At 66.0% G+C, this 25,447-nt stretch carries 27 protein-coding genes; 20 read left to right on the forward strand and 7 right to left on the reverse strand.

Translation table 11 applies throughout. The features are described 5' to 3' along the window. The first annotated feature begins 181 nt into the window (after positions 1-181). Positions 182-1,552, forward strand: a complete 1,371-nt coding sequence (locus tag PSA7680_RS02915) for a class II 3-deoxy-7-phosphoheptulonate synthase (RefSeq protein ID WP_085867166.1) — start codon at positions 182-184, stop codon at positions 1,550-1,552. A 3-nt stretch (positions 1,553-1,555) separates the two neighbouring features. Here PSA7680_RS02915 and PSA7680_RS02920 read toward each other — a convergent pair whose 3' ends face one another. Then, the gene (locus PSA7680_RS02920; RefSeq protein WP_176244069.1) at positions 1,556-2,212 is read right to left on the reverse strand and encodes a PAS domain-containing protein; all 657 of its coding nucleotides are present in this window, start codon (positions 2,210-2,212) and stop codon (positions 1,556-1,558) included. Between the two features lie 208 nt (positions 2,213-2,420). Here PSA7680_RS02920 and PSA7680_RS02925 point away from each other — a divergent pair, with 208 nt between their 5' ends. The 10 genes from PSA7680_RS02925 to PSA7680_RS02970 all read left to right on the forward strand — a co-directional run bounded on the left by PSA7680_RS02925 (position 2,421) and on the right by PSA7680_RS02970 (position 10,872). Beyond that, a complete protein-coding gene (locus tag PSA7680_RS02925) occupies positions 2,421-3,338 on the forward strand; it encodes a YicC/YloC family endoribonuclease (RefSeq protein ID WP_245824425.1) in 918 nt (305 codons plus the stop codon). A 2-nt stretch (positions 3,339-3,340) separates the two neighbouring features. After that, positions 3,341-3,982 carry a guanylate kinase gene (gene gmk / locus PSA7680_RS02930; protein ID WP_085867169.1) on the forward strand — a complete coding sequence of 214 codons (642 nt, stop codon included), beginning with the start codon at positions 3,341-3,343 and terminating at the stop codon, positions 3,980-3,982. After that, the gene (locus tag PSA7680_RS02935; protein ID WP_085867170.1) at positions 3,979-4,512 is read left to right on the forward strand and encodes a gamma carbonic anhydrase family protein; all 534 of its coding nucleotides are present in this window, start codon (positions 3,979-3,981) and stop codon (positions 4,510-4,512) included. The genes gmk and PSA7680_RS02935 overlap by 4 nt, the downstream gene beginning before the upstream one ends. Further along, positions 4,509-5,684: a trans-sulfuration enzyme family protein gene (locus PSA7680_RS02940; protein ID WP_085867171.1), complete on the forward strand. Its 1,176-nt coding sequence runs from the start codon at positions 4,509-4,511 to the stop codon at positions 5,682-5,684. The genes PSA7680_RS02935 and PSA7680_RS02940 overlap by 4 nt, the downstream gene beginning before the upstream one ends. A gap of 75 nt (positions 5,685-5,759) precedes the next feature. Next, positions 5,760-6,806, forward strand: a complete 1,047-nt coding sequence (locus PSA7680_RS02945) for an ATP-binding protein (protein ID WP_085867172.1) — start codon at positions 5,760-5,762, stop codon at positions 6,804-6,806. Positions 6,807-7,193: 387 nt separating this feature from the next. Further along, the gene (gene pstB, locus PSA7680_RS02950) at positions 7,194-7,991 is read left to right on the forward strand and encodes a phosphate ABC transporter ATP-binding protein PstB (RefSeq protein WP_085867173.1); all 798 of its coding nucleotides are present in this window, start codon (positions 7,194-7,196) and stop codon (positions 7,989-7,991) included. A gap of 14 nt (positions 7,992-8,005) precedes the next feature. Further along, the gene (gene phoU / locus PSA7680_RS02955) at positions 8,006-8,719 is read left to right on the forward strand and encodes a phosphate signaling complex protein PhoU (RefSeq protein ID WP_085867174.1); all 714 of its coding nucleotides are present in this window, start codon (positions 8,006-8,008) and stop codon (positions 8,717-8,719) included. Between the two features lie 2 nt (positions 8,720-8,721). After that, a complete protein-coding gene (gene phoB / locus PSA7680_RS02960; protein WP_085867175.1) occupies positions 8,722-9,411 on the forward strand; it encodes a phosphate regulon transcriptional regulator PhoB in 690 nt (229 codons plus the stop codon). 253 nt (positions 9,412-9,664) lie between these two features. Further along, positions 9,665-10,123, forward strand: a complete 459-nt coding sequence (gene aroQ, locus PSA7680_RS02965) for a type II 3-dehydroquinate dehydratase (protein ID WP_085867176.1) — start codon at positions 9,665-9,667, stop codon at positions 10,121-10,123. Beyond that, positions 10,123-10,872 carry a LuxR family transcriptional regulator gene (locus tag PSA7680_RS02970; protein ID WP_085867177.1) on the forward strand — a complete coding sequence of 250 codons (750 nt, stop codon included), beginning with the start codon at positions 10,123-10,125 and terminating at the stop codon, positions 10,870-10,872. The genes aroQ and PSA7680_RS02970 overlap by 1 nt, the downstream gene beginning before the upstream one ends. 444 nt (positions 10,873-11,316) lie before the next feature. Here the strand turns inward: PSA7680_RS02970 and tsf are convergent, their stop codons facing one another. Beyond that, complete coding sequence (gene tsf / locus PSA7680_RS02975; protein ID WP_085867178.1) at positions 11,317-12,192, reverse strand: translation elongation factor Ts; 876 nt, start codon at positions 12,190-12,192, stop codon at positions 11,317-11,319. Between the two features lie 75 nt (positions 12,193-12,267). Continuing rightward, the gene (rpsB, locus tag PSA7680_RS02980; protein ID WP_085867179.1) at positions 12,268-13,053 is read right to left on the reverse strand and encodes a 30S ribosomal protein S2; all 786 of its coding nucleotides are present in this window, start codon (positions 13,051-13,053) and stop codon (positions 12,268-12,270) included. Positions 13,054-13,338: 285 nt separating this feature from the next. Between rpsB and PSA7680_RS02985 the strand changes: the two genes are divergently transcribed. The 3 genes from PSA7680_RS02985 to PSA7680_RS02995 all read left to right on the forward strand — a co-directional run bounded on the left by PSA7680_RS02985 (position 13,339) and on the right by PSA7680_RS02995 (position 15,930). Next, the gene (locus tag PSA7680_RS02985) at positions 13,339-14,235 is read left to right on the forward strand and encodes a PfkB family carbohydrate kinase (protein ID WP_085867180.1); all 897 of its coding nucleotides are present in this window, start codon (positions 13,339-13,341) and stop codon (positions 14,233-14,235) included. After that, positions 14,232-15,149 (forward strand): pseudouridine-5'-phosphate glycosidase, encoded by a 918-nt coding sequence (locus tag PSA7680_RS02990; protein ID WP_085867181.1) that lies wholly within the window; start codon positions 14,232-14,234, stop codon positions 15,147-15,149. The genes PSA7680_RS02985 and PSA7680_RS02990 overlap by 4 nt, the downstream gene beginning before the upstream one ends. A gap of 82 nt (positions 15,150-15,231) precedes the next feature. Continuing rightward, on the forward strand, positions 15,232-15,930 hold the full coding sequence (locus tag PSA7680_RS02995) for a DUF502 domain-containing protein (protein WP_085867182.1): 699 nt from the start codon (positions 15,232-15,234) through the stop codon (positions 15,928-15,930). 51 nt (positions 15,931-15,981) lie between these two features. On the opposite strand, the gene PSA7680_RS03000 is transcribed toward PSA7680_RS02995, so the two are convergent. Next, positions 15,982-17,025 carry a patatin-like phospholipase family protein gene (locus PSA7680_RS03000; RefSeq protein WP_085867343.1) on the reverse strand — a complete coding sequence of 348 codons (1,044 nt, stop codon included), beginning with the start codon at positions 17,023-17,025 and terminating at the stop codon, positions 15,982-15,984. A gap of 26 nt (positions 17,026-17,051) precedes the next feature. Continuing rightward, entirely contained in the window at positions 17,052-17,825 is a 774-nt protein-coding gene (locus PSA7680_RS03005; protein ID WP_085867183.1) for a 3-hydroxybutyrate dehydrogenase, read from the reverse strand. A 299-nt stretch (positions 17,826-18,124) separates the two neighbouring features. Between PSA7680_RS03005 and PSA7680_RS03010 the strand changes: the two genes are divergently transcribed. Both PSA7680_RS03010 and PSA7680_RS03015 read left to right on the forward strand, forming a co-directional pair. Further along, positions 18,125-19,939, forward strand: a complete 1,815-nt coding sequence (locus PSA7680_RS03010) for an extracellular solute-binding protein (RefSeq protein ID WP_085867184.1) — start codon at positions 18,125-18,127, stop codon at positions 19,937-19,939. Continuing rightward, a complete protein-coding gene (locus PSA7680_RS03015; RefSeq protein ID WP_085867185.1) occupies positions 19,936-20,055 on the forward strand; it encodes an entericidin EcnA/B family protein in 120 nt (39 codons plus the stop codon). The genes PSA7680_RS03010 and PSA7680_RS03015 overlap by 4 nt, the downstream gene beginning before the upstream one ends. Before the next feature lie 80 nt (positions 20,056-20,135). Here the strand turns inward: PSA7680_RS03015 and PSA7680_RS03020 are convergent, their stop codons facing one another. Continuing rightward, entirely contained in the window at positions 20,136-20,759 is a 624-nt protein-coding gene (locus PSA7680_RS03020; RefSeq protein ID WP_085867186.1) for a helix-turn-helix domain-containing protein, read from the reverse strand. Between the two features lie 66 nt (positions 20,760-20,825). Between PSA7680_RS03020 and PSA7680_RS03025 the strand changes: the two genes are divergently transcribed. The 4 genes from PSA7680_RS03025 to PSA7680_RS03040 are packed head-to-tail and all read left to right on the forward strand — an operon-like array spanning position 20,826 to position 24,578. Next, a complete protein-coding gene (locus PSA7680_RS03025) occupies positions 20,826-22,361 on the forward strand; it encodes a class I adenylate-forming enzyme family protein (protein WP_085867187.1) in 1,536 nt (511 codons plus the stop codon). Next, positions 22,348-23,001, forward strand: a complete 654-nt coding sequence (locus tag PSA7680_RS03030) for a DsbA family oxidoreductase (protein WP_085867344.1) — start codon at positions 22,348-22,350, stop codon at positions 22,999-23,001. The genes PSA7680_RS03025 and PSA7680_RS03030 overlap by 14 nt, the downstream gene beginning before the upstream one ends. Continuing rightward, on the forward strand, positions 22,998-24,203 hold the full coding sequence (locus PSA7680_RS03035; RefSeq protein ID WP_085867188.1) for a multidrug effflux MFS transporter: 1,206 nt from the start codon (positions 22,998-23,000) through the stop codon (positions 24,201-24,203). Before PSA7680_RS03030 ends, PSA7680_RS03035 begins: the two co-directional genes overlap by 4 nt. A 9-nt stretch (positions 24,204-24,212) precedes the next feature. Then, positions 24,213-24,578: a potassium channel family protein gene (locus tag PSA7680_RS03040; RefSeq protein WP_085867189.1), complete on the forward strand. Its 366-nt coding sequence runs from the start codon at positions 24,213-24,215 to the stop codon at positions 24,576-24,578. Here the strand turns inward: PSA7680_RS03040 and PSA7680_RS03045 are convergent. Next, on the reverse strand, positions 24,503-25,267 hold the full coding sequence (locus tag PSA7680_RS03045) for a helix-turn-helix transcriptional regulator (RefSeq protein ID WP_139838535.1): 765 nt from the start codon (positions 25,265-25,267) through the stop codon (positions 24,503-24,505). The two genes, PSA7680_RS03040 and PSA7680_RS03045, sit on opposite strands and share 76 nt — an antisense overlap. Positions 25,268-25,447 lie beyond the last annotated feature (180 nt).

Here is a 25,447-nt window from a genome sequence, read left to right on the forward strand (position 1 = left end):
TCAGATGGTGTCATCCCACCGAAACAGGATTCGGAAGCGGCATCAAGGGCGGCGCGGGGCCCGCGCCCGGACGCGCGCCGCGGGGCGGCCGGGTTTTCCTTTTCGCTGGGCGGTTGGCAGCCCCGCAAAAGGGGCCTATAACCCGCTCCTGTTATAACGCTAACATTTCGGAGCAAAGACGATGACTGAGTGGGTAAAATCTGGCTGGCGGAACAAACCGCGGATCCAGATGCCTGAGTATACGGACGAGGCCGCGCTGAAAGCCGTCGAGGCTCAGCTTGCCAAGTATCCGCCGCTCGTCTTTGCCGGCGAGACGCGAAAACTGAAAGCCCAGCTCGGCAAGGTGTCCCGCGGGGAGGCCTTCCTGCTTCAGGGTGGCGACTGCGCCGAGAGCTTCGCGGAATTCTCCGCCGACAACATCCGCGACACCTTCAAGGTGATGCTGCAGATGGCCATGGTGCTGACCTACGGCGCCAAGGTGCCGGTGGTGAAGGTGGGGCGCATGGCCGGCCAGTTCGCCAAGCCGCGCTCGGCCCCGACCGAGGTGAAGGACGGCGTCGAGCTGCCCAGCTACCGCGGCGACATCATCAACGAACTGGAGTTCACCCCCGAGGCCCGGATCCCGAATCCCAACAAGATGCTGCAGGCCTACACCCAGGCCGCGGCCACGCTCAACCTCCTGCGCGCCTTCAGCACCGGCGGCTACGCCGACGTGCACCAGGTCCATGCCTGGACGCTGGGCTTCACCGACCGGGCCGAGATCGAGCGCTACTCCGACATGGCCAAGCGCATCACCGATACGCTTGATTTCATGAAGGCAGCCGGCGTGGACAGCGACCGTGCCCACACCCTGCAGACGGTGGATTTCTACACCAGCCACGAGGCGCTGCTGCTGGAATACGAAGAGGCGCTCTGCCGCATCGATTCCACCTCCGGCAAGCCCGTCGCCGGCTCCGGCCACATGATCTGGATCGGCGACCGCACCCGCCAGCCCGACGGCGCCCACGTGGAGTTCTGCTCCGGCGTGCAGAACCCGATCGGCCTGAAGTGCGGCCCCACCACCACCGAGGAAGATCTCAAGGTGCTGATGGCCAAGCTGAACCCGGAAAACGAGGCCGGCCGCCTCACGCTGATCGCGCGCTTCGGCGCCGGCAGCGTCGGCGATCACCTGCCGCGCCTGATCAAGACGGTGCGGGAAGAGGGCGCCAACGTCGTCTGGTCCTGCGACCCGATGCACGGCAACACGATCAAATCCTCCACCGGCTACAAGACGCGCCCCTTCGAAAGCGTGCTGCGCGAGGTGCAGGAGTTCTTCGCCATCCACCGCGCCGAGGGCACGGTGCCGGGCGGCGTGCATTTCGAGATGACGGGCCAGGACGTGACCGAATGCACCGGCGGCGTGCGTGCGGTGACGGACGAGGATCTGTCGGACCGCTACCACACGGCCTGCGATCCGCGCCTGAACGCCAGCCAGGCGCTGGAACTGGCCTTCCTCGTGGCCGAGGAGCTGGGCTCCGGTGGCGGGCAGCAGACACAGGCCGCCGCGGGCTGACGCTCACTCGCTGCTTGAAACGATCCGAAGGGCCGGGCGCTGCGCGTCCGGCCTTTTGCGTTGCCAGCCCGCCCGCACGCCCTTCAGCGCGCCCTTGTCCGCACCTTTGAATTGGGCAGGGGCCTCGGCCATGCCGGAGGGCTGCAACACCGGCCGGCGCCGGGGCGCGGGGGCGGATGCCGGCAGGCGCACGCTGCCCGGTGCGCGGGTGAAATGGCTGGATTCGATCGTCAACGCGTTCAGCAGCACCGCGCCGGGTTGGGCCATTTCGAGGCACCCCAGAAGCTGGCGGCGGTTTGGGTTGGAAAGCGGAAACAGGCAGAGCTGCCCCCAGGCGCCGGCCTCGGAGCAGACCTTCAGCCGCAGCGTTGCGCCCTCGCACAGGGCGGTGCGGCACAGCGCCTTGGCGGTTCCGAACCAGCTGTCGGTGAACAGCGCGGTGAACGGCATGGCGGTGAGATCGATCCCGGCCGCCTGGTGCAGGGCCGAGCCGACGAGGCGGAAGCGCAGGCCGTCCTGGCCGGGGGCGTCGAGAATGAAGACATGGGACAGGGCTTCGCCGAGCCGCGCTGCGGTGATATCCCGGCGGCGCGGGGGGGCGCCGTTGCGCCGCAGGGCCCACCAGAGCGCTTCGACCTGAGCACATCGGGAAAATTGCATGGCCCTGACGTCTCGCTTCGGGGGCAAGAGGATGATGTTGCCCTGTGTTGTCATTGTTGCGCCTCCCGGATCACCGCCCGGCAAACGCGGCCGTGCGCCACGCACCGGATTGTCTGGATGGTAACGCACTGTTAACCATAGGCGGACGGTGCTTACCAAAGTGTTAATACGGCAAAATTCAAACAAAATTGAGGCAGGAAAGTGCAAGATGGTTAACGCTTCTTCCCGATCCCATCCGCTGAATTCCATGACGGGGTTCGCCTCGGGCACGGGGCAGGGCATGGGCTTCACCTGGGCGTGGGACATCCGTAGCGTCAACGCGCGCGGGCTCGACATCCGCCTGCGGGTGCCGGATTGGATCACGGGGCTGGAGCCGGGGCTGCGGCGGGCGATCGGCGCCGGCGTCGCGCGGGGCAACATCTCGGTGAGCCTGCGCATTCAACGTGAAGAAGGCGATGCAACCCTCTCTCTCAATGAGGAAATCCTTGCGCGGACCTTGCAGGCCATCGCCCGGATCGAGGCTCGTGCGGACGCCGCCGGGCTGAAGCTGGCGCCCAGCCGCGCGACCGACATCCTCGCGGTGCGCGGCATCACCGAGGCAAGCGCGCCGGAGGCGGACCCCGAAGCGCTCTGCGCGCTCCTGCTCAAAGATTTCACCCCGGTTCTCGAAAGCTTTCTCGCCTCCCGCCGCCGCGAGGGCGCCGCGCTGGCGCAGGTGCTGGCCGGGCAGCTGGACACGATCGAGCGGCTGACGGTTGCGGCTGCCGCGGAAGCCGAGGCGCGGCGGGAGAGAACCGCAGAAACTCTGCGCGACAACCTCCGGAAAATATTGGACAATACCGCCGAAGTGGAGCCTGAGCGCCTGGCCCAGGAGCTGGCCCTGATCGCGGTGAAATCCGATGTCACCGAAGAGATCGATCGCCTGCATGCCCATGTCGGCGCCGCCCGCGGCCTGCTGGCGCAGGAGGCGCCGAGCGGGCGCAAGCTGGATTTCCTGATGCAGGAGTTCAACCGCGAGGCCAACACGCTTTGTTCCAAGGCGCAATCGGCCGGGCTCACCGCCATCGGGCTTGACCTCAAGGCGGTCATCGATCAGATGCGCGAACAGGTTCAGAACGTGGAGTGAATATGTCGGATCGCCGTGGCCTCTTGATCATCCTGTCGTCGCCCTCGGGCGCGGGCAAATCCACCCTCGCACGCCGGCTGATGGCCTGGGACCCGGATCTGAAGTTCTCGATCTCCGCAACCACCCGCGCGCCGCGACCCGGCGAGCAGCACGGGCGGGAGTATTTCTTCCTCACCGAGGAGGCCTTCAAATCCGAGGTGGCCAACGGCAACATGCTCGAACATGCCCATGTTTTCGGGAACTTCTACGGCTCTCCGGCCGGCCCCGTGAAGGAGACGATCGACAGCGGGCGCGACGTGCTCTTCGACGTGGACTGGCAGGGCGAACAGCAGATCCGCAACTCCGACCTGGGCAAGCACGCGCTGTCGATCTTCATCCTGCCGCCCTCGATCCGCGAGCTGCGCCGCCGGCTTGAGAGCCGAGGCCAGGACAGCGAAGAGGTGATCGCCAAGCGGATGCAGAAAAGCTGGGACGAGATCAGCCACTGGGGCGCCTACGACTACGTGCTCATCAACGACGATCTCGACCGCACCGAGGCGGATCTGAAGACGATCATCACCGCCGAACGGATGCGGCGGGAGCAGCAGCCCGGGCTCCAGGCCCACGTGCGGGCGCTGCAGGCGGAATTCGAGGAGGGGAAATGACGCTCTACGCACTTGAAGGCATTGCGCCAAGCCTGCCGGAAGACGGCGATTTCTGGGTTGCGCCCGATGCAAACCTGATCGGGAAGATCACGCTTGAAAGCGGCGCCTCCGTCTGGTTCGGCAGCACCCTGCGCGGCGACAATGAGCGCATCACCGTGGGCGCGGGCAGCAACATTCAGGAAAACTGCGTGCTGCACACCGACATGGGCTTCCCGCTCACCATCGGCCGCAACTGCACCATCGGCCACAAGGCGATGCTGCACGGCTGCGTGATCGGGGAGAACTCCCTGATCGGGATGGGGGCCACGGTGCTCAACGGCGCGAAGATCGGCGCCAACTGCCTGATCGGGGCAGGGGCGCTGATCACCGAAGGCAAGGAGATCCCGGATGGCAGCCTCGTGATGGGCGCCCCCGGCAAGGTGGTGCGCCAGCTGGACGAACGGACGATCCAGATGCTCACCGCCAGCGCGCTGAACTACCAACAGAACATGCGCCGCTTCCGGCAAACTCTTGAAAAGGTGGGCGAATGAAGGATCCTCGCACCGTGGTGCGGCGCAACGGCTGGCCCGAGAGCCGCAGCCGCGCCCTTGGCACGCCGCTGCAACCCTCCGTCGTCTACGTGGCCGATACGCCTGACGCGCTGGATGACCAATACGAAGGCCGCACCAAGGGCTTCTCCTATGCCCGCGAAGGCCACCCCAACGCCGAGGTGCTGGCCCGGGCGATCGACGCGCTGGAAGGGGCCGAGGGCGGGATCATGCTGTCTTCCGGGATGGGCGCCGTGGGCGCCTGCCTGATGGCGCTGCTGCAGGCCGGCGATCACGTGGTGGCCGGCAACCAGCTCTATGGCCGCTCGCTGCGGATGCTCAAGGAAGATCTGCCAAGGTTCGGGATCGAAACGACTTTTACGGATCCGACGGATGCCGAGGCCTTCGAGGCGGCGCTGCGCCCGGACACGAAACTGGTTCTCGTCGAGGTGGTCTCCAACCCGACGCTGCGTGTGGCCGACATGGCGGCGATCACCGCGCTCGCCAAGGCGCGCGGCATCACGCTGGTGGTGGACAACACCTTCACCACGCCGCGGGCCTACCGGCCGTTCGATCACGGCGCGGACGTGGTGATCCACTCCGTCACCAAACTGCTGGCCGGACACTCCGACGTGACGCTCGGATACGTCGCCGCGCGCGATCCGGAGCATCGCCGCAAGATCTACGATTGCGCCGTCACCTTCGGCTTCACCGCCAGCCCCTTCGATTGCTGGCTGGGGGAGCGGGGGCTCTATTCCTTCGAACTGCGGTTCGATCGCGCGGAGGAGAACGCCCGCGCCCTGGCCGATGCCCTGGCGCGGATGGAGGGCGTGACGCGGGTGCTCTACCCGACGCGGGCCGACCACCCCGATCACGCCCGCGCCAAGGCCCTGTTGGGCGGGCGCGGCGGCAACATGGTCTCCTTCGAGATTGCCGGCGGGCGGGATCGGACGAACGCCTTCGTGGCGGCAGCGAAGAACATCGCCTTCGCTCCGACGCTGGGCGACATCGGCACCACTCTGTCGCACCCGCCATCCTCCTCGCATCGGGCGTTGAGTGAAGAAGCGCGCGCAAGCCTCGGAATAAGCGAAGGTTTCTTTCGGGTCTCCGTTGGCGTCGAGCCGATCGAACTGTTGATCGAGGAGTTCGCCGAGGCCGTTGGGGCCGCGCTGTAGCAGGCGCATTTACAGGGGGAGCGCGTTGCGGGTAACACTGGGCGCGCCGGAACATCCGCCGCAGCGCGAGGACCCATGCGACCGCAAGACCTGACGAACCTCCTGTCCGGGGTGCCGATGCCGTTGGTGCTGATCGGCGAAAACGAACGCATCGTCGCCCTCAACGCCTCCGCAGAGGAGATCTTCGGCGCCCGCATGGCGGGCTTGCCCTACATCGCTCTTCTGCGCCAACCGCAGGTGCTGGAGAGCATAGAACGCGCGCTGTCCAGGGGTGAGAAAACCACCTCGCGCTACTTGGGCACCGCCGGCAGCCGCCCGATGACCTACCGCGTGTTCTGCGCGCCGGTGCCACTTGAGGCGGGGACAGGTGTGCTCGTGAGTTTCGAGGACATTTCCCACCTTGAGGATGCCAGCCAGATCCGGCGCGATTTCGTGGCCAACGTGAGCCACGAATTGCGCACGCCGCTGACCGCGCTGATCGGCTTCATCGAAACCCTGCGCGGCCCCGCGAAGGAGGACGCCGCGGCGCGCGACCGTTTCCTCGCCATCATGGAGAAGGAAACCCGCCGGATGACGCGGCTCGTCACCGATCTGCTCTCGCTTTCGCGCGTGGAGAGCGAGGAGCGGCTGCGCCCGGCCGGAGAGATCAACCTCGGCCATTGCCTTGCCAGCGCCCGCCAGGCCCTGCGCCCGCTGGCCGAGGAGGCCGGGGTGGCCGTGTCCATCGAAGCGCCGGAGGCGCCGGTGATCGTGCCCGGCGATGCGGACCAGCTGCAGCAGGTGTTCAACAACCTGATCGAGAATGCCATCAAGTATGGTGGCCGCAACAAATCCGTCACACTGCGCCTGACGCGTCAGGAGGCGGAGCCGATGCTGCGCGGCCCCGCCGCGCGGGTGGACGTGATCGACGAAGGCGAGGGGATCGATCCGATCCACCTGCCGCGGCTGACCGAACGCTTCTACCGGGTGGACAGCCATCGTTCGCGTGAGATGGGCGGCACCGGCCTCGGGCTGGCCATCGTCAAGCACATCGTCAACCGCCACAGGGGCAGGCTGCGAATCTCCAGCAAGCCGGGGCAGGGGACGGTCTTCAGCGTGATCCTGCCCGCCGAACGGGGCTGATGTTCGGGCCCTTCCGGCGCGGGTGCGGTGTTGATGCAAGAAAATCGTCCTTTTCCCAACGTCATCCGCCGCTGTCATGAAACTGTTACGAAGCTGTCACAAAAGGCTTACGCATCGCCCCTAGATGCAGCACGAAAGCCGCTCTGAGCAGGTCTGAGCAGGGCGGTGCACCGAAAACGACAGGCCCCGGGAGCCCGCGCGATTGAAACTGACAGGACCGGCCGCTCGACTGGCCGCACGACTGGCCGCAGGACTTGCCACGGAACGCCACGAGGTGCCGGGCGCAAGCCGGTGCGGCCGCGCTCTTGCTTTTCCCGGGAGAGATGAACAGGCTGGCGCGGATCCTGCGCCATCGGTTCGAACGCCGCCGGCAAAGGGGCTGAAGACATGAACGACATGAGACGAGTGGAACGCGCCGTGGAAACAAACGACCTGAAGATCACCGCCCGCAACGTGCAGGTGCACTACGGCGATACCCATGCCATCAAGGACGTGGACGTCGATATCCTCGACAAGACGGTGACGGCCTTCATCGGCCCCTCGGGCTGCGGGAAATCCACCTTCCTGCGCACGCTGAACCGGATGAACGACACCATCGACATCTGCCGCGTGCAGGGCCAGATCCACCTGGATGGCGAAGACATCTACGATCCGAAGGTGGACCCGGTGCAGCTGCGCGCCAAGGTGGGCATGGTGTTCCAGAAGCCGAACCCGTTTCCGAAGTCGATCTACGACAACGTCGCCTACGGGCCGCGCATCCACGGGCTCGCGAGAAACAAGGCCGATCTTGATGAAATCGTTGAGAAATCCCTGCGCCGCGCCGCGATCTGGGACGAGGTGAAGGATCGGCTCGACGCGCCGGGCACCGGGCTTTCCGGCGGCCAGCAGCAGCGGCTCTGCATCGCCCGCGCTGTGGCCACGGAGCCGGAAGTGCTGCTGATGGACGAACCCTGTTCGGCGCTCGATCCCATCGCGACGGCGCAGGTCGAGGAACTGATCGACGAGCTGCGCAGCCGCTTCTCGGTGGTGATCGTGACACACTCCATGCAACAGGCCGCCCGCGTGTCCCAGCGCACCGCCTTCTTCCACCTCGGCAACCTCGTCGAGTTCGGCGACACCAGCCAGATCTTCACGAACCCTAAAGATCCGCGCACCGAAAGCTACATCACCGGCCGCATCGGCTGACGGAGACGACGAAGATGATCAAAGAACACATCGTGAAATCCTTCGACCGCGACCTGGAATCGATCCAGGCCAAGATCCTGAAGATGGGCGGCCTCGTGGAGGCGGCCATCGCCAACGCCGCCAAGGCGCTGGAAACGCGCGATCTGGAACTGGCCGAGGAAGTCCGCCGCAACGACAAGCTGATCGACGCGCTCGAAGATGAAATCAACGAGGATTGCGCCACGCTGCTCGCGCTGCGCCAGCCCATCGCGGGCGATCTGCGCACGATCCTTTCGGTGATGAAGATCGCCGGGAACCTGGAGCGGGTAGGGGATTACGCCAAGAACCTCGCCAAGCGCACTTCGATCCTCGTGCAGGTCACGCCCATCGAAGGCACCGCCGGCGCGATCCGGCGCATGGCGCGCGAGGTCGAGCTGATGCTCAAGGACGTTCTGGACGCCTACATCCACCGCGATGCGGCCCTGGCGCAGGACGTGCGCAACCGCGACGAGGACGTGGACCAGATGTACAACGCGCTGTTCCGCAAATTCCTGACCTTCATGATGGAAGATCCGCGCAACATCACCGCCTGCATGCACCTGCATTTCATCGCCAAGAACATCGAACGCGCGGGCGATAACACAACATCGATCGCCGAGCAGGTGATCTACCTGGTGACGGGCGAAACGCCCGAGGATTCGCGCCCCAAGGCCGATACCACCTCCTATGAAAGCAAAGGCGAGGCCTAGGCATGTCCGTCGATCATCCGTCCGTGCTGGTCGTGGAAGATGAACCCGCGCAGCGCGAGGTGCTGGCCTACAACCTCGAGGCCGAGGGCTTCCAGGTCGCGCGGGCCGAGAACGGCGAGGAAGCGCTGCTGCTGGTGGACGAGGTGGAGCCGGATCTGATCCTGCTGGACTGGATGCTGCCCAACGTCTCGGGCATCGAGATCTGCCGCCGCCTGAAGACACGCGTCGACACTCGTGACATTCCGATCATCATGCTCTCGGCGCGCTCCGAGGAGGTGGACCGGGTGCGCGGGCTGGAAACCGGCGCCGACGACTACGTGGTGAAACCCTATTCGGTGATCGAGCTGATGGCCCGCGTGCGCACGCAGCTGCGCCGCACGCGGCCGGCCGCCGTCGGCCAGAAGCTCGAATTCGAAGACATCGTGCTGGATTCGGAAACGCACCGGGTCCATCGCGGCGGTGCGCTGCTGAAGCTCGGACCGACGGAGTTCCGGCTGCTGTCCACCTTCATGGAGAAGCCGGGCCGGGTCTGGAGCCGCGATCAGCTTCTGGATCGCGTCTGGGGCCGGGACATCTACGTGGATACGCGCACGGTGGACGTGCACATCGGGCGCCTGCGCAAGGCGCTCACGGCCCAGGGCGGCACGGATCCGATCCGCACCGTGCGGGGCGCGGGCTACGCGCTCGGCTGACGGGCATCGGGCCTCTGCGCGCGGCTGCTTCGGCCGCGCATGCGCGAGACAGAGCAGACAGGGCGCATACAGGCGGTTCCGGGCGCCCGGTGGGCGGGCCCGGAACGCTCGATGCGATACTCGTATAATCTGTATTATGTTACTTTGCGTGTTTGTGCCGAAGTGGCGCCCGATGACGTGACTTTCGGTTCGCCTTTCGGTAACCCTATGGCTGAGCATTTCCGCTCCAACGCACAACAAAGACGATACGCAAATGCCTGCACGCAAACTGGAATTCCTGATTCTCAATGGCCCCAACCTGAATCGCCTCGGCCGGCGCCAGCCCGAGGTCTACGGCCGCACCACACTTGCCGACATCGAAGCCATGTGCCGCGCCGCACATGAGAGCGAGACGCTGGGCCTGCGGTTTTTCCAGTCCAACCATGAAGGCGCGCTGGTGGATGCGATCCACGCCGCGCAGGACGACGGCATCGACGGCATCATCCTCAACGCCGGCGCCTATACCCATACCTCCATCGCGCTGATGGATGCGATCGCCTCCGTCGAGATCCCGACGATCGAGCTGCACCTGTCCAACGTCCACGCCCGCGAAAGCTTCCGCCACGTGTCCTACATCTCGAAGGTCTGCGTCGGCGTGATCTGCGGTTTCGGCGCGCATGGTTACGTGCTCGCCATCGACGCGCTCCGCCAGAAGCTCGAAAGCGACGGCTGATGCTTGAGAAGCTCGAAGCCATTCTGGATGCGGCCACGATCGAGGACGCCTGGCTGCTGCATCAATCCTACATGGCGGAATACGGGTTCGACCGGCTCATCTACGGCTACACGCGGTTTCGCACGGCCCATTCCTTCGGCGATCCGCAGGATCTGCTCGTGCTGTCGAACCACAGCCAGGAATACCTGGAGGAATTCGTGCACAACGGCATGTATTTCCACGCCCCGATGGTCCGATGGGCGATGGAGAACAACGGCGCCTGCTCCTGGAGCTGGATGGAAAAGACAGCCATGCAAGGCGGCCTCACCGATCAGGAAATGCGCGTGATCGGCTTCAACCAGAAGATGGGCGTCACCGCGGGCTACACCATCAGCTTCCGCTCGGATTCCTCGCGCTCCAAAGGCGCGATCGCGCTCACGGCCGGCCCAGGCGTCACCCAGGCGGAAGTGGATGCCCTGTGGGAGGAAAAAGGGCAGGAAATCAGCGTTCTGAACAACGTTGCTCACCTCAAGCTCATCACCCTGCCGCACACGGGCAACCGCCCTGCCCTGACCAAGCGCCAGCGCGAGGTCCTGGAGTGGGTCGGCGAAGGCAAAACCATGCAGGACATCGCCCAGATCATGGGTCTGACGCCCGCCACGGTGGAGAAACACCTGCGACTCGCACGTGAGGCCCTGAACGTGGAAACCACGGCCCAGGCGGTGCTCAAAGCCTCGTTCAGCAACCAAATTTTCGTGATAGAAATTTGATTTTCTTTGATTTTTACCAAAGGTAAGGAATTCCTGACTTTCAGTAACCGCCCCGCTTTGGCACTTTGATCACGTTGCGTGAGTGGTGGTCTTCAGACCAAGGAACGTAAAACGCCAGCGCAAGACGCTTCGCACACGATCTTGCGCCTGCGTGATCCGGTTTACCGGAGCCGAGAAAGCGGGAATTAGTCCGCTCGCTGGATCGGCAGCCAGATGGGCCCTCCTCATCCCCAACAGGGAGGGCACATTGAACAAGCGGCGTGACCCCTGCACAGGTCACGCCGCTTTACTTTTTGCCGCATCCATCTTGCCCCTGTCATCCCGAACGGCCGGCCCTTCCCGGCCAGCCGGCCCGCAACCCGCCCGGTGCCCGCGCAATTGCTGCGGGCGAACGAAAAAAGGCGCCCGAAGGCGCCTTGATCCGTGATCTGCTGTTGCGGGCGATCAGCCCTGGGCGGCCTTGGCCACCTCGGCAGCGAAATCTTCTTCTTTCTTCTCGATGCCTTCGCCCACTTCGAGGCGCACGAAACCGGCGATCTCGACACCGGCTTCCTTGGCGGCGGCTTCCACCGTCAGGTCCGGGTTGATGACGAAGTTCTGGCCCAGCAGGGTCACTTCGGCGAGGAACTTCTTCATGCGGCCTTCGATCATCTTCTCGATCACGGCTTCCGGCTTGCCGGATTCACGCGCGATGTCGATCTGCACCTGGCGCTCTTTCTCGACGATGGCCGGATCCAGATCCGCGGCGCTCAGCGAGGCCGGGTTGGCGGCGGCGATGTGCATCGCGACCTGCTTGCCGAAGGCTTCGTTGTCGCCTTTCAGGGCTACGAGCACGCCGATCTTGCCCATAGAGGGGGTGGCGGCGTTGTGGACGTAGGCCACGACCTGATCGCCTTCCACGGTGGCCATGCGGCGCAGCGACATGTTCTCGCCGATGGTGGCGATCTTGTCGGTGATCAGGTCGGCGACGGTCTTGCCGCCCACGTCGGCGGATTTCAGGGCTTCGACGTCGGAGGCACCCAGGGCGGCGGTGGCGATCTTGCCCACCATTTCCTGGAACTCGGCGTTCTTGCCGACGAAATCGGTCTCGGAGTTCACCTCGACGGCGACGCCCTTGCCACCGTCCACGACGACGGCCACGAGGCCCTCGGCGGCGGTGCGGCCGGATTTCTTGGCAGCCTTGGCAAGGCCCTTGGTGCGCAGCCAGTCGATGGCTTCGTCCATGTTGCCGTTGGTTTCGGTGAGCGCTTTTTTCGCGTCCATCATGCCCGCGCCGGTCTTGTCGCGCAGGTCTTTCACCATTGCAGCGGTGATTGCCATGTTGGCTCTCCTAAAAACAAGTGAAGAGGAAACGGGCAGGCGCCGAGGCCCTGCCCGATGTCAGTGTGAATGCGCTCAGGCTTCGGAAGCTTCGGCGGCGACGGCTTCCTCGGCCACGCCTTCTTCTTCCATGCCTTCGGCCAGTTCGCCGAGATCGACGCCGGCGGCGCCCAGCTGGGCGGACATGCCGTCGAGCGCGGCGCGGGCGGCCAGATCGCAGTAGAGCGAGATGGCGCGGGAGGCGTCATCGTTGCCCGGGATCACGTAGTCCACGCCGTCCGGGGAGCAGTTGGAGTCAACCACGGCCACGACGGGGATGCCCAGCTTGTTGGCTTCGGCGATGGCGAGGGCCTCTTTCTTCACGTCGATGACGAAAAGAAGATCCGGCACGCCGCCCATGTCGCGGATACCGCCGAGGGAAGCCTGCAGCTTCTCCTGGTCACGCTCCATGCCGAGGCGCTCTTTCTTGGTGAGGCCTCCCGCACCGTTCGCCAGCTTCTCGTCGATCTCTTTCAGACGGTTGATGGAGTTGGAAACGGTTTTCCAGTTGGTGAGCGTGCCGCCCAGCCAGCGGTGGTTCATGTAGTATTGAGCGGAGTTCTCGGCGGCTTGGGCGATCGGGCCGGCGGCCTGACGCTTGGTGCCGACGAAGAGGATGCGGCCGCCCTTGGCAACGGTGTCGCGGATGGCGATCAGCGCCTGGTCCAGGGCCGGAACGGTCTGGGTCAGGTCGAAGATGTGGATGCCATTGCGGGAGCCGTAGATGTACGGCGCCATGCGCGGGTTCCAACGTTGGGTCTGGTGGCCGAAGTGGACGCCAGCTTCCAGCAGCTGACGCATGGTGAATTCAGGGAGCGCCATGTCCTTGTTCCTTTCCGGTTTGCGCCTAGGCGAGGTTTTGAGGGCGGATGCCCAACCGGTGGACCAGACGGGGATGTCTCCCCCGAGGGCCCGAACCTCACCTGTGAAGTGAGGCGGGCTTTACAGCGCAAAGGGCAGGAGTGCAACCCCCCCTGCCCTTGCCGCAACCGCCTTTTTTTCACGCGCCCCCGGCCTGCGCTGCCGGCCCGCTGATCCGCCCCCCGCCCCCCCGCGCGCGCACGCGCTCTCTTGCGCAGGGGCGGCGTTTTCGGCCACAAGGCGCCCATGACACATGCTTCCCCCGATATTCTCTGCATCGGCAGCGTCCTGTGGGACGTGATCGGCCGCTCCGCCAGCCACATGCGCGTGGGCAGTGATCTGCCCGGCCGCATCAGCCGCCTGCCCGGCGGCGTGGCGCTGAACATCGCCATGACCCTGCGCCGCTTCGGCATGACGCCCGCGCTGCTCACCACAATCGGCAAGGATGACGAGGGCCGCGAGCTGCTGCGCGCCTGTGAGCGCATGGGGCTTCTGACCGAATACGTCTACCTTTCGGAGGATCTGCCCACCGATCGCTACATGGCCGTCGAGGGCGCCAACGGGCTGATCGCCGCCATCGCCGACGCCCATTCGCTGGAGGCCGCCGGCGAGAAGATCCTCACGGCGCTGGAAGACGGCCGCCTCGGCAGCGCGCAAGCGCCCTACCGCGGCCCCGTGGCGCTGGACGGCAACCTCAAGACCGAGCTTCTGGAGATGATCGCGGGCAGCCCGCTCTTCGCCGAAGCCGATCTGCGCGTCGCCCCGGCCAGCCCCGGCAAGGCCGAACGGCTCGCGCCCTTCCTCAACCACGGCCGCGGCACGCTCTACGTGAACCTCGAGGAAGCCGGCTACCTGTGCCAATCCACCTTCCGCGAGAGCGCCGAGGCCGCCGAGGCGCTGATCAAGCGCGGCGCCGCGCGCGCGCTGGTCACGGACGGCGGCCGCTCGGCCTCCGAATCCGATGGCCGCTCCACCATCACCCAGACCCCGCCGGAAGTGCTCGTGACCCGCGTGACCGGCGCCGGCGATACCTTCATGGCCGCCCATATCGTCGCCGAAGCCCGTGGCGAGGCGCGGGAATCGGCCCTCACCACCGCCCTGCGCGCCGCCGCAACCTACGTTTCCGGAGAAACGCCCCTATGACCGTCCCCATGATCTTTTCCGCCGAAGTCGCCGAGGCCCGCGCCGCCGGGGCGCCCATCGTGGCGCTGGAAAGCACCATCATCACCCACGGGATGCCCTACCCCCAGAACGTGGAGACCGCGCGGCGCGTGGAAGCCGAAGTGCGCGCCCACGGTGCCACGCCGGCCACGATCGCGGTGATCGAGGGCAAGCTGCACATCGGCCTCAGCGAAGATGAACTGGAGGCCCTCGGCCAGGCGCGCAACGTGGCCAAACTCAGCCGCGCCGATTTCGCCGCCTGCATCGCGCAGGGGCGCACCGGCGCCACCACCGTGGCCGCGACCATGATCGGCGCGCATCTGGCCGGCATCCGGGTCTTCGCCACCGGCGGCATCGGCGGCGTGCACAAGGGCGCGGAGCAGAGCTTCGACATTTCCGCCGACCTGCAGGAGCTTGCGCGCACCCCCGTGACCGTGGTGGCCGCCGGCGCCAAGGCGATCCTCGACATCCCCAAGACGCTGGAGGTTCTCGAAACCCTCGGCGTGCCGGTGATCGTGAACGGCCAGGACGAGTTCCCCGCCTTCTGGTCGCGCCAGTCCGGACTTGCGGCCCCGCTGCGCATGGATGATCCGGCCCAGATCGCCGCCGCCATGGAGATGCGCGCGGCCATGGGGCTCGAGGGCGGCCACCTCGTCGCCAACCCGATCCCCGCCGAGGCCGAGATCCCGCGCGAGCGGCTGGCCCCGGTGATCGCCCGCGCCATCGCCGATGCCGAGGCCCATGGTATTGCAGCCAAGCAGGTCACGCCTTACCTGTTGCAGCGGATCTTCGAACTGACGGACGGCGAGAGCCTCGAAGCCAACATCGCGCTCGTGCTCAACAACGCCCGCCTGGCTGCCCAAATCGCGGGCGCGCTGGCCAAGCCGCGCGGCTGATCGGTCCGAACAGGCGCAACGGGCGTTGTTGCGACGCGCCAAAGCGCCTACACAACGCTGAACGCACACGGAACACGGACCGATGGACAAGAAAGAAGACGGCAAGGAACGGCAGAAGCTGCATCTCTTCGCCCGCCTCAGGAACAACTTCCTGACAGGGATCGTCGTGATCGCCCCGATCGCGGTGACGATCTGGCTCATCTGGGCAGTGATCGGCTGGATCGACGGTTGGGTCCTGCCTCTGATCCCGGACCGTTGGCAACCCGAGGAATACATCGGCATCAACCTGCGCGGGCTCGGTGTCATCGTGTTCCTCGTGTTCACCGTTCTGGTGGGGATGCTGGCCAAGGGGCTGATCGGGCGCTCGCTGCTGCATGCGGGCGAGCGCATCGTGAACCGGATGCCCGTGGTGCGCTCCGTCTATTCCGGGATCAAGCAGATCGCGGAAACGGTGTTCGCCGAACGCGACTCGAATTTCGACAAGGCCTGCCTCGTGGAATACCCGCGCAAGGGGCTCTGGGCCATCGCCTTCATCTCGACCAACGCCAAGGGAGAAGTGCGTGAGAAGATCCCCGCCGGGGAGGAAATCGTCTCGGTCTTCCTGCCCACCACGCCGAACCCGACCTCGGGCTTCCTGCTCTTTCTGCCCCGCCATGACGTGATCGAACTGGAGATGTCGGTGGAAGACGCCGCGAAGCTGGTGATCTCGGCCGGGCTCGTCTACCCGAACGGGAAAGATCCGACGCAGCCCCTGCGCGAAAAGCCCAAAAACATCACCTGACCGGGCGGCGCGCGGTGGCCGGGACGCGGCCCTTCACCGTCAAGCGCCCGTTCAGCCCCGGAACATCGCCTCCAGATCCACCGAATCCCGCTTCCCGAGGTTGCCCCGGTCTTCCGACAGGAACCGCTCGGCCGCCGCAACGCCGGCATCGAACAGCCGCGCCAGCGTGGCCGGGTTCGGGATCATCTTCGTGGCGACCGAAAGCTCGTTCATCAGCTCGTCGTCGGCGATCATGTGGATGTGCAGATCCTTCATCTCGTTTTTCTGCAACAGGCCCGCGGCCACAAGTTGCTGGGTGAAGGTGAGCGCGCGCAGTTCGCGCAGCAGCGAGGAGTTGAAGCTGATCTCGTTGATCCGGTTCTGGATCTCCGCGGCGCTGCGCGGCAGTTCCTCCCGGTGGAGCGGGTTGATGTTCACGATCACCACGTCGCCGGGCAGATCCTTGTCCACGAGCGGAAACAGCGCCGGGTTGCCGATGTAGCCGCCGTCCCAATAGGCCTCGGTGGTGCCGGTGTCCGGATCTTCGATCTCCACCGCCTGGAACAGCGTCGGCAGGCAGGCCGAGGCCAGGATCGCCTGCGGGGTGATGGAAGCGCCGCTGAAGACCTTCAGCTTGCCCGTGCGCACGTTGGTGGCCGAAACGAAGAGATGCGGCTCGCAATCCTTGCAGACGAGATCGTAGTGGAAGCGCTCCGCGATGCGCTCCAGCGGGTTGAAATAGGCCGGGCCGTAATCGTAGGGGCTGATGAAATTGGTGGCGGCCTCAGCCATCTGGAAGGGGATGGAGTGCTCGAAGAAGGCCGAGAACATGGAGGGAAAGGGCGAAAGCGCCGTCATCCAATTGGAGAACCGCCGATCCTCGACCGCCCCCATCTGCTGCCAGAGCCAGGCGAGGTTCTCCCGCGCGCCCTCGCGCCCGCCGGCGAGCATCCCGGCCTTCAGCGCCGCACCGTTCATCGCCCCGGCGGAGGTGCCGGAGATGGCGGCGATCTCGATGTCCTCTTCCTGAAGCAGCCTGTCCAGCACGCCCCAGGTGAAGGCGCCATGGGCGCCTCCGCCCTGCAGGGCCAGGTTGATGCGGGTCCTGTCGCTCACGGGTTTCTTGCTCGCAAGTTTCTTGCTCACAGGGCCGTCCAGCCGCCGTCCACGCTGATCGTGGTGCCGGTGATCTGCGCGGCCGCATCCGAGCAGAGAAAGGCCACGGTTCCGCCGAGTTGCTCGGTGGTGGCGAACTGCCGGCTCGGCTGGCGCTCCAGCATCACTTCGCGGATCACGGTTTCGCGGTCCATGTTGTGGGCGGCCATCTGGTCGGGGATCTGCGCCTCCACGAGCGGGGTCAGCACGTAGCCTGGGCACACGGCGTTGGCCGTTATCGGCTCCTCGGCGGTTTCCAGCGCGGTGACCTTCGTCAACCCGACGACGCCGTGCTTGGCGGCCACGTAAGCGGATTTGAAGGGCGAGGCGGTGAGCCCGTGGGCAGACGCGATGTTGACCACCCGGCCCCAGCCCGCCTTGCGCATCATCGGCAGCGCGGCGGCGGTGGTGTGGAAGGCCGAGGAGAGGTTGATCGCGATGATCGCGTTCCATTTCTCCACCGGGAAGCTTTCGATCGGCTCCACGTGCTGGATGCCCGCGTTGTTCACGAGGATGTCGCACACACCGGCCTGCTCCACCAGCGCGCGGCATTCCTCGGGCGAAGACATGTCGGCCTTGATGTAGCGCGCCTGCACGCCGTGGGCCTCGGCCAGCTCGGCCGCCAGCGCGTGATCTTCCTCGCGGTCGGTGAAGGAGTTCAGCACCACGTTCGCGCCCAGCCGGGCCAGTTCGGTGGCCACGCCCAGCCCGATTCCCGAGTTGGAGCCGGTGATGACGGCGGTTTTTCCCTTGATCGACATTCTGGTTCTCCTCGTCGCCTCAGATATTGGCGACACGGTAGATGCTGCGAGTGCGAAATGCACATCAAAATTGAGGCGAAATCCACGGCGCCGCGGGAGCGGGAGTGCCAAAAAAAACGCCCGCACGAAGCGGGCGTTAAGTTATTGAGGCAGGTTTCATACAGGCAAGAAACCTATCGAGCAGTGAGTTTGTTATACGCAATCTCCCGCCATGCGCCAAGCTAAAAGTTTGAAAACCCAAGGAAGCAGCGGTAGCCTTGCCCACAAAGAATAAAGGGAGCAGAAGGATTGTTGCCAAAATGAGACCATCGATATTCCGGGCCTTCCGTCGCGGAAGCCTTGCCGCGGCCATTCTGGCACTGGGGGGATTCGCGCAGGCCGAGCCGCAGCATGGCATAGCTATGTATGGCGAACCCGCCCTACCACCTGATTTTGTGTCCCTTCCCTACGTGAACCCGGATGCGCCCAAGGGCGGGCGGATCGTGCTGGGCGAAAGCGGCAGCTTCGATTCCCTCAATCCGCACATCCGCAAGGGCCGCGTGCCCTGGATGCTGCGCTTCTACGCCTACGAAAGCCTGATGGCGCGTTCCTGGGACGAACCTTTCACGCTCTACGGCCTGCTCGCCGAATCGGTCGAGACGGACGAGGCCCGCAGCTGGGTGGAGTTCACCCTGCGCGAAGAGGCCCGCTTCTCCGACGGATCGCCCGTCACCGTGGAGGATGTTCTGTGGTCCTACGAGACGCTGGGCACCGTCGGCCATCCGCGCTACCTCGGCGCCTGGACGAAGGTGGCCAAGGCCGAGGCCACCGGCCCGCGCAGCGTGCGTTTCACCTTCAGCACCGAAGACCGCGAACTGCCCCTGATCCTCGGCCTGCGCCCGATCCTGAAGAAGGCCCAGTGGGAGGGCAAGGATTTCACCGAAAGCGGGCTCACCGAGATCCCGATCTCCTCGGCGCCCTACGTGGTGGATGATTTCCAGGCCGGGCGCTACGTCTCGCTCAAGCGCAACCCCGACTACTGGGGCAAGGATCTTCCGGTGAACCGCGGCCGCGCCAACGTGGACGAGATCCGCATGGAGTTCTTCACCGACGGCACCGCCATGTTCGAGGCCTTCAAGGCCGGGCTGCTCACCTCCAACCGCGAGACCGACGCCGCCAAGTGGGATCTGCAATATGATTTCCCGGCGGTGCAGTCCGGTGAAGTGGTGAAATCGCTGATCCCGCACCAGCGGCCCACCGGCATCGAGGGCTTCGTGATGAACACCCGCCTGCCCCAGTTCCAGGACTGGCGCGTGCGCGAGGCGATGATCACGCTGTTCAACTTCGAGTTCATCAACGAAACGATCAACGGCGGCGCCCTGCCCCGCATCTCCTCCTACTTCTCCAACTCCGTGCTGGGGATGAGCCACGATCCGGCCGAGGGGCGCGTGGCGGAACTGCTGCAACCCTTCGCGGAGGATCTGCTGCCCGGCACGCTGGAAGGCTACAGCCTGCCCGTCTCCGACGGCACCGAGCGCAACCGTGCCAACACGCGCCGGGCGCTCAAGCTGTTCGAGGAAGCCGGCTGGACGGTGCAGGACGGGGTGATGAAGAACGCACAAGGCGAGCCCTTCACCTTCGAGATCCTGCTGTCGCAGGGCTCCAGCCAGCACCAGGCGATGATCGACATCTACGCCGAGGCGCTGGCCAAGGTGGGAATCGTGCCCACGATCACCACGGTGGAGAGCGCCCAGTACAAGGAGCGCACCAACACCTATGATTTCGGCATGACCTACTACCGGCGCGGGCTGTCGCTGAGCCCCGGCAACGAGCAGATGGCCTACTGGGGCAGCGCGGGCGTCACCGAGCCGGGCAGCCGCAACTACATGGGCATGAACTCCCCGGCGGCCGAGGCGATGATCGAAACCATGCTCACCTCCACCAGCCAGGACGATTTCCGCGCCGCCGTGAAGGCGCTGGACCGCATCCTCACGGCGGGGCGCTACGTGATCCCGATCTGGTATTTCAACGCCAGCCGCATCGCCCATTCGGCCTCGCTCAAATATCCCGAGCACATCCCGATGTACGGCGACTGGATCAAGTATCAGCCCGATGTCTGGTGGGTCGAGGAATGAGAACGCCGGCCGCCGCCCTGCTTGCGCTCGGGCTTCTGCTGGGCGCCTGCGCCACGGTCGACGGGATCGGGCAGGATATCTCCACCGCCGCGCGCACCGTGGAAGATGCGCTCTGACGGGCGCCCCGCACCGAAACACGAAAAGGGCCGGGTCATCCCCGGCCCTTTTTCATCGAAGCCTCATCGCCCGGCGGGGCTCAGGTGAGCGATGTCACCCAGAGGATCGTGGCATCGTCCTCGGACACCGAAATCACGTTGTGCCCCATCGTGGCGTCGTAGTAGGCGCTGTCGCCCCGGCGCAGCTCCACCGGCTCGTAGAACTCGGTGTAGAGCCGCACGATCCCGGTGAGCACGTAGAGGAACTCCTCGCCGTCGTGGCGCACCCAGCCCTCGAACTCCGAGATGTCCCGCGCTCGGATCCGCGCGCGGTAGGGCAGCATCTGCTTCTTGGTGAGCGCACCGGCGAGCAGCTCGTGCTCGTAGGTCGTGGTGACATGGGCCGTGCCGGTGCCGGCCTGCGTCACCGCCATGCGCCCGTTGACCTGGTTGCGCGACGGCGGCGTGAACAGCTGCGGCACCGAGATCTGGAGCCCCTCGGCCAGTTTCTTCAGCGCCTCGTAGGTGGGCGACATCTGCCCGTTCTCGATCTTGGACAGGGTCGAGCGCGCAAGCCCGGCCTGCCGGGCCGCCTGCTCCAGCGTCCAGTCGCGCGCCTTGCGCAGCTCGCGCACGCGCTCGCCCAGGTTCAGCGGCTCCACATGGGTGTCCTCGCCGCTTTCGCGGGCGATACGGATGATTTTCGTCTGATCGTCGTCGCTCATGGGCGCAGATATAGGGGAACGGCCGCACCGCTTGCAACTTGGCAAATGCGGGCGTAATTGTCAGTCATGGTTTCCATTTTCGATCAGGGCACGCCGCCGCCCTGCCCCAGCCCCTTCAACATGGCCCGCCATGTGCTCGCCGCAGGCGCACGGACCCCCGGCAAGCCGGCGCTCGTGATCGCCGGCCCCGACGGCGCGCGCCGCTGCTACGGCCACGGCGACCTTGAGCGCATGGTGCGCGGGATCGCCTCCGGCCTTTTGCGCCAGGGGCTCGCCCCCGGCGACCGCGTGCTCATGCGGCTGGGCAACAGCCTCGAATTCCCGCTCACATTCCTGGCCGCCATCGCCGCCGGGCTCGTGCCGGTGCCCACCTCGGCCATGCTGACCGCGCCCGAATGCAGCCGGATCGCGGCTGAGATCCGCCCCGCGCTGATCGTGGCCGATGCCGGCGTCGCCCTGCCCGACGCACCCGGCGTGCCGGTCGTCGCCGCCGGGGAACTGGCGCAATGGCGGGATCTGCCGCCGGCGGACTACGTGATGGGCGACCCGGAGCGGCTCGGCTACATCATCTACACCTCGGGCACCTCCGGGCAGCCGCGCGCCGTCTGCCATGCGCACCGCGCGATCTGGGCGCGGCGGATGATGTGGGATGGCTGGTACGGGCTCACCAGCGAGGACGTGCTGCTGCATGCCGGGGCCTTCAACTGGACCTATACGCTGGGCACCGGGCTGATGGACCCCTGGTCCCGCGGTGCCACCGCCGTGATCCCGGAAGCCGGCACCCGCAGCGCCGATCTCCCGGCCCTTCTGGCGCGGGAGGACGTCACGATTTTTGCTGCTGCGCCGGGCGTTTATCGCCAGATCCTCAAGCATGGAAACCGGTTCCACCTGCCAAGGCTGCGCCACGGGCTCTCCGCCGGCGAAAAACTGCCCGATCCGGTCCGCGCGGCCTGGAATGCGGCCACCGGCACCGCCATCTACGAGGCCTACGGCATGTCGGAATGCTCGACCTTCGTCTCCGGCGCGCCCGGCCACCCGGCGCCCGCAGGGGCATCGGGCTACCCGCAACCGGGCCGCCGCGTGGCCGTTCTGGGCGAAGACGGACAGCCCGTGCCCCACGGCACGCCCGGCATCCTCGGGGTTTCAAACCGGGATCCCGGCCTGATGCTGGGCTACTGGGACGCCGAAGGCGAAACCCGCGCCCGCTTCGCCGGGGAATGGTTCCTGACCGGCGACACGGTTTCGATGGACGCCGACGGCGCGATTCACTACCTCGGCCGCAGCGACGACATGATGAACGCCGGCGGCTTCCGCGTCTCGCCGCTGGAGGTGGAGCGGGTGCTCAACGCCCACCCCGACGTGCTGGAATGCGCCGCCGCCGAGGTCATGGTGAAGGCAGACACCACCGTCATCGCGGCCTTCTACGTGTCCGAGGCCGAAATCCCCGAGGCCGCGCTTTCCGCCTTCGCCGAGAGCCGCCTTGCCCGCTACAAGAGCCCGCGCCTCTACCGGCGCGTTCCCGCCCTTCCCAAGGGCGCCAACAACAAGATCCTGCGCCGGAAACTGCGCGAAGACTTCGAGGCAACCCATGGTAAAGCTTGACATCATTTCCGATCCGATCTGCCCCTGGTGCTACATCGGCAAGACCCGGCTGGACGAAGCGCTCGCCGAAGCGCCCGAGCATCCGTTCACCATCGAATGGCACCCCTTCCAGCTGAATCCCGACATGCCGAAGGAAGGCATGGACCGGCGCACCTACCTCGAAACGAAATTCGGTGGCAAGGAAGCCGCGGTACGCGTCTACGCCCAGATCGCGCAGGCCGCCGAAGAGGCCGGCCTCAACATCGATTTCGGCGCCATCAAGCGCACCCCCAACACGATCGACGCCCACCGCCTGATCCATTGGGCGGGGCTGGAGGGGCGCCAGACCGCCGCCGTCAGCGCGCTCTTCCGCGCCTATTTCGAGGAAGGCAAGGACATCGGCGACGCCCAGATTCTGGCCGACATCGCCGAGTCGATCGAGATGGACCGTGACGTCACCCTGCGGCTGCTTGCCGGCGATGCGGATGTCGAGATGGTCCGCGAGCGCGATGCCCACAGCCGCAAGATGGGGGTCACCGGCGTGCCCACCTTCATCGTCGGCCAGCGCCACGTGGTTCCGGGGGCGCAACCGGCGGAACTCTGGCGGCGTGTGATCCAGGACATCCGCGAGCAATTGGCCCCGGAAGCGGATAAAGAATGACCGGCAAGCCGCTGAAAGAAGGCGAATTCATCGCACTCTGCGCCATGCTGATGGCGATGATCGCCTTCGCGATCGACGCGATGCTGCCGGCCATGACCCGCATCGCCGCGGACCTCACGCCGGAGGATCCGGGCCGCATCTCGCTGCTGATCGCGATCTTCATGCTCGGCATGGGTGTTGGCACGCTTTTCGCCGGTCCGATGTCCGACAGCCTCGGCCGCCGCCCCGTCATCCTGGGCGGCACCGCGCTCTACTGCGCCATGGCGATCCTCTGCGCGCGCGCGCAATCGCTCGACGTGATGCTGCTGGCGCGGTTCATGATGGGCCTCGGCGTCGCCGGTCCGCGCATCGCGACGCAGGCGATGATCCGCGATCTCTACGCCGGAGAGAAAATGGCCAAGATCGTCTCCTTCATGATGATGATTTTCGTGCTGGTGCCCGCCGCCGCCCCGGCCGTGGGGCTGGCGATCATGGCGGCCTTCTCGTGGCGCGCGATCTTCGTGGCCTTTGTCCTCTTCGCCGTCTTCGCCGGCGGCTGGTATGCGCTGCGCCAGCCCGAAACCCTCGCCCCCGAGCACCGCCGCCCCTTCACCTTCGGCAGTTTCGCCGAGGCCACGCGCGAGATGATGCGCCTGCGCATGGTCGTCGTGTCCATCGCGGTGCAGACGCTCACCCTCGGGATGCTGCTGGGCATGATCTCCTCGATCCAGCCGCTCTTCGCCATCACCTACGGGCGGGAAACCGAGTTCGCCTTCTGGTTCGCCTGCATCGCGCTCGTCGCGGGCACGGCCAACGTGCTCAACGCCCGCCTCGTGGAGCGCTTAGGGATGCGGCCGCTGGCGACGATGGGCTACACGGTGCAGATCGGCTTCGCCGCCGCGGCGCTGGCGCTTTCGCTCGCGGGGCTGCTGAATTTCTGGCTGTTTCTCTTCTGGATCCTGACGGTCTTCTACATGGTCGGCTTCACGCTGGGCAATCTGAACGCGCTGGCGATGGAGCCGCTGGGCCACATCGCCGGGATCGCCGCCTCGGTGATGGGCGCCGTCTCGACCGTCGGCGGCGCGGTGCTGGCCGGGGCCGTGGGGCTGATGTTCGACGGCACCGCCACCCCGCTCACCGCCACCGTTCTGATCTGCGCCTTGATCTCGACGGTGCTGATGCGCAGCATAGCCGGGGAAGCCCGGATCAAGCGCGTTGCCTAGAGAAAGCCCATGTCTCTTTTCGCCAAGACATTCTTCACCGCGCTTCTGGCGATGATCTGCGCCAGCACCGTATTCTTCCGGTTCGTGGAAGGCTGGAGCTGGCTGGATGCCTACTTCTTCACCATCGTCACGATGTCCACCGTGGGCTACGGCGATCTCGTGCCGCAGACGCCGCAGGGCAGGATCGCCACGACTTTCCTGATCATCTTCGGCATCGGCGCCTTCGCCCTCGGGGTGCAGAACCTGACGCGGCGCGTGAACCACCGGCTCAACATCCCGTCACCGGAGGAACGGCTGGCTCAGAAGCTTTCCAAGGTCGGCGAGGAGGTGGAAGAGACGCTGGAGCGCGCGCGCCGCAGATCCGATGGCAGCTGACCTTCGGCCCGGCGGAACGCGCGGGTGAAGGCATCGGTGGAGCCGTATCCGAAGCGGCGCGCCACCACGGCCACCCGCTCCCCCGCTTCCAGCGCCTCGCGCGCGCGGCTCAGGCGCCAGCGCCGCAGGTAGCCCATCGGGCCCTCGCCCATCACCTTCTGGAAGCGGTCCATGTAGCCCGAGCGCGACATCCCCGCCAGCGCGGCGAGATCCTCGGCCGACCAGGCCTTGTCGGGGCTGCCGTGCATGGCCACAAGCGTGCGCGCCAGGCGCGGGTCCGCCAGCCCGGCCATCAGCCCGAACTCCGCCAGCCCCTGCTGCAACGCGTTGCGCAGGAAATGCACCAGCAGGACTTCCACGTAGCCCGCAAGCAGCAGCGGCGCCCCGCAGCGCGGCGCCGAAAGCTCCTGCTCCAGGAGCAGAATCATCGGGTGCAGGCTGCTGTCGGGGCCGACGCGCATGGAGAAGCCGCCGTTGGCCCCCCGGAAGAGATCCGACTTGAAGCCCCAGGACAGCGTGGCGCAGGCCACCGGCGCCCCGAGGCCCGCCGAGGGCTCCGGGCTGACCAGCAGGAAATCCTTCCCATCCTGCTGACGATGAATGAAGAAATTGTGCTCCAGCGCCACGGTGGCGGCAACGTCGGATACCTTGAGCCCAGTCAGAAACGTGGTCAGGCGATCAAGTCTCATGCTGGACCCTCTGTCGGATATTTTGGACATCCCTAGATTGCACATCCGCTAACTTGCCTGTCAACGTTGACGGGGACATCGGAACGCCGGGGGGGCTTCCGCCAGGAAATCAAGGGATGACGGCCTTGCGCCGGAAAGAGATCCTGCTCGGAATTACCCCATGACCCAGGCGGTTCACGC

Origin of the sequence: Pseudoruegeria aquimaris (assembly GCF_900172235.1) — a bacterium.
GTDB classification, from domain to species: Bacteria; Pseudomonadota; Alphaproteobacteria; order Rhodobacterales; family Rhodobacteraceae; genus Pseudoruegeria; species Pseudoruegeria aquimaris.

Coding starts and splice junctions, on each gene's coding strand:
- PSA7680_RS02915 (WP_085867166.1), top strand. CDS start 182: ATGACTGAGTGGGTAAAATCTGGCTGGCGGAACAAACCGCGGATCCAG.
- PSA7680_RS02920 (WP_176244069.1), bottom strand. CDS start 2,212: ATGCAATTTTCCCGATGTGCTCAGGTCGAAGCGCTCTGGTGGGCCCTG.
- PSA7680_RS02925 (WP_245824425.1), top strand. CDS start 2,421: ATGGTTAACGCTTCTTCCCGATCCCATCCGCTGAATTCCATGACGGGG.
- gmk (WP_085867169.1), top strand. CDS start 3,341: ATGTCGGATCGCCGTGGCCTCTTGATCATCCTGTCGTCGCCCTCGGGC.
- PSA7680_RS02935 (WP_085867170.1), top strand. CDS start 3,979: ATGACGCTCTACGCACTTGAAGGCATTGCGCCAAGCCTGCCGGAAGAC.
- PSA7680_RS02940 (WP_085867171.1), top strand. CDS start 4,509: ATGAAGGATCCTCGCACCGTGGTGCGGCGCAACGGCTGGCCCGAGAGC.
- PSA7680_RS02945 (WP_085867172.1), top strand. CDS start 5,760: ATGCGACCGCAAGACCTGACGAACCTCCTGTCCGGGGTGCCGATGCCG.
- pstB (WP_085867173.1), top strand. CDS start 7,194: ATGAACGACATGAGACGAGTGGAACGCGCCGTGGAAACAAACGACCTG.
- phoU (WP_085867174.1), top strand. CDS start 8,006: ATGATCAAAGAACACATCGTGAAATCCTTCGACCGCGACCTGGAATCG.
- phoB (WP_085867175.1), top strand. CDS start 8,722: ATGTCCGTCGATCATCCGTCCGTGCTGGTCGTGGAAGATGAACCCGCG.
- aroQ (WP_085867176.1), top strand. CDS start 9,665: ATGCCTGCACGCAAACTGGAATTCCTGATTCTCAATGGCCCCAACCTG.
- PSA7680_RS02970 (WP_085867177.1), top strand. CDS start 10,123: ATGCTTGAGAAGCTCGAAGCCATTCTGGATGCGGCCACGATCGAGGAC.
- tsf (WP_085867178.1), bottom strand. CDS start 12,192: ATGGCAATCACCGCTGCAATGGTGAAAGACCTGCGCGACAAGACCGGC.
- rpsB (WP_085867179.1), bottom strand. CDS start 13,053: ATGGCGCTCCCTGAATTCACCATGCGTCAGCTGCTGGAAGCTGGCGTC.
- PSA7680_RS02985 (WP_085867180.1), top strand. CDS start 13,339: ATGACACATGCTTCCCCCGATATTCTCTGCATCGGCAGCGTCCTGTGG.
- PSA7680_RS02990 (WP_085867181.1), top strand. CDS start 14,232: ATGACCGTCCCCATGATCTTTTCCGCCGAAGTCGCCGAGGCCCGCGCC.
- PSA7680_RS02995 (WP_085867182.1), top strand. CDS start 15,232: ATGGACAAGAAAGAAGACGGCAAGGAACGGCAGAAGCTGCATCTCTTC.
- PSA7680_RS03005 (WP_085867183.1), bottom strand. CDS start 17,825: ATGTCGATCAAGGGAAAAACCGCCGTCATCACCGGCTCCAACTCGGGA.
- PSA7680_RS03010 (WP_085867184.1), top strand. CDS start 18,125: ATGAGACCATCGATATTCCGGGCCTTCCGTCGCGGAAGCCTTGCCGCG.
- PSA7680_RS03015 (WP_085867185.1), top strand. CDS start 19,936: ATGAGAACGCCGGCCGCCGCCCTGCTTGCGCTCGGGCTTCTGCTGGGC.
- PSA7680_RS03020 (WP_085867186.1), bottom strand. CDS start 20,759: ATGAGCGACGACGATCAGACGAAAATCATCCGTATCGCCCGCGAAAGC.
- PSA7680_RS03025 (WP_085867187.1), top strand. CDS start 20,826: ATGGTTTCCATTTTCGATCAGGGCACGCCGCCGCCCTGCCCCAGCCCC.
- PSA7680_RS03030 (WP_085867344.1), top strand. CDS start 22,348: ATGGTAAAGCTTGACATCATTTCCGATCCGATCTGCCCCTGGTGCTAC.
- PSA7680_RS03035 (WP_085867188.1), top strand. CDS start 22,998: ATGACCGGCAAGCCGCTGAAAGAAGGCGAATTCATCGCACTCTGCGCC.
- PSA7680_RS03040 (WP_085867189.1), top strand. CDS start 24,213: ATGTCTCTTTTCGCCAAGACATTCTTCACCGCGCTTCTGGCGATGATC.
- PSA7680_RS03045 (WP_139838535.1), bottom strand. CDS start 25,267: ATGAGACTTGATCGCCTGACCACGTTTCTGACTGGGCTCAAGGTATCC.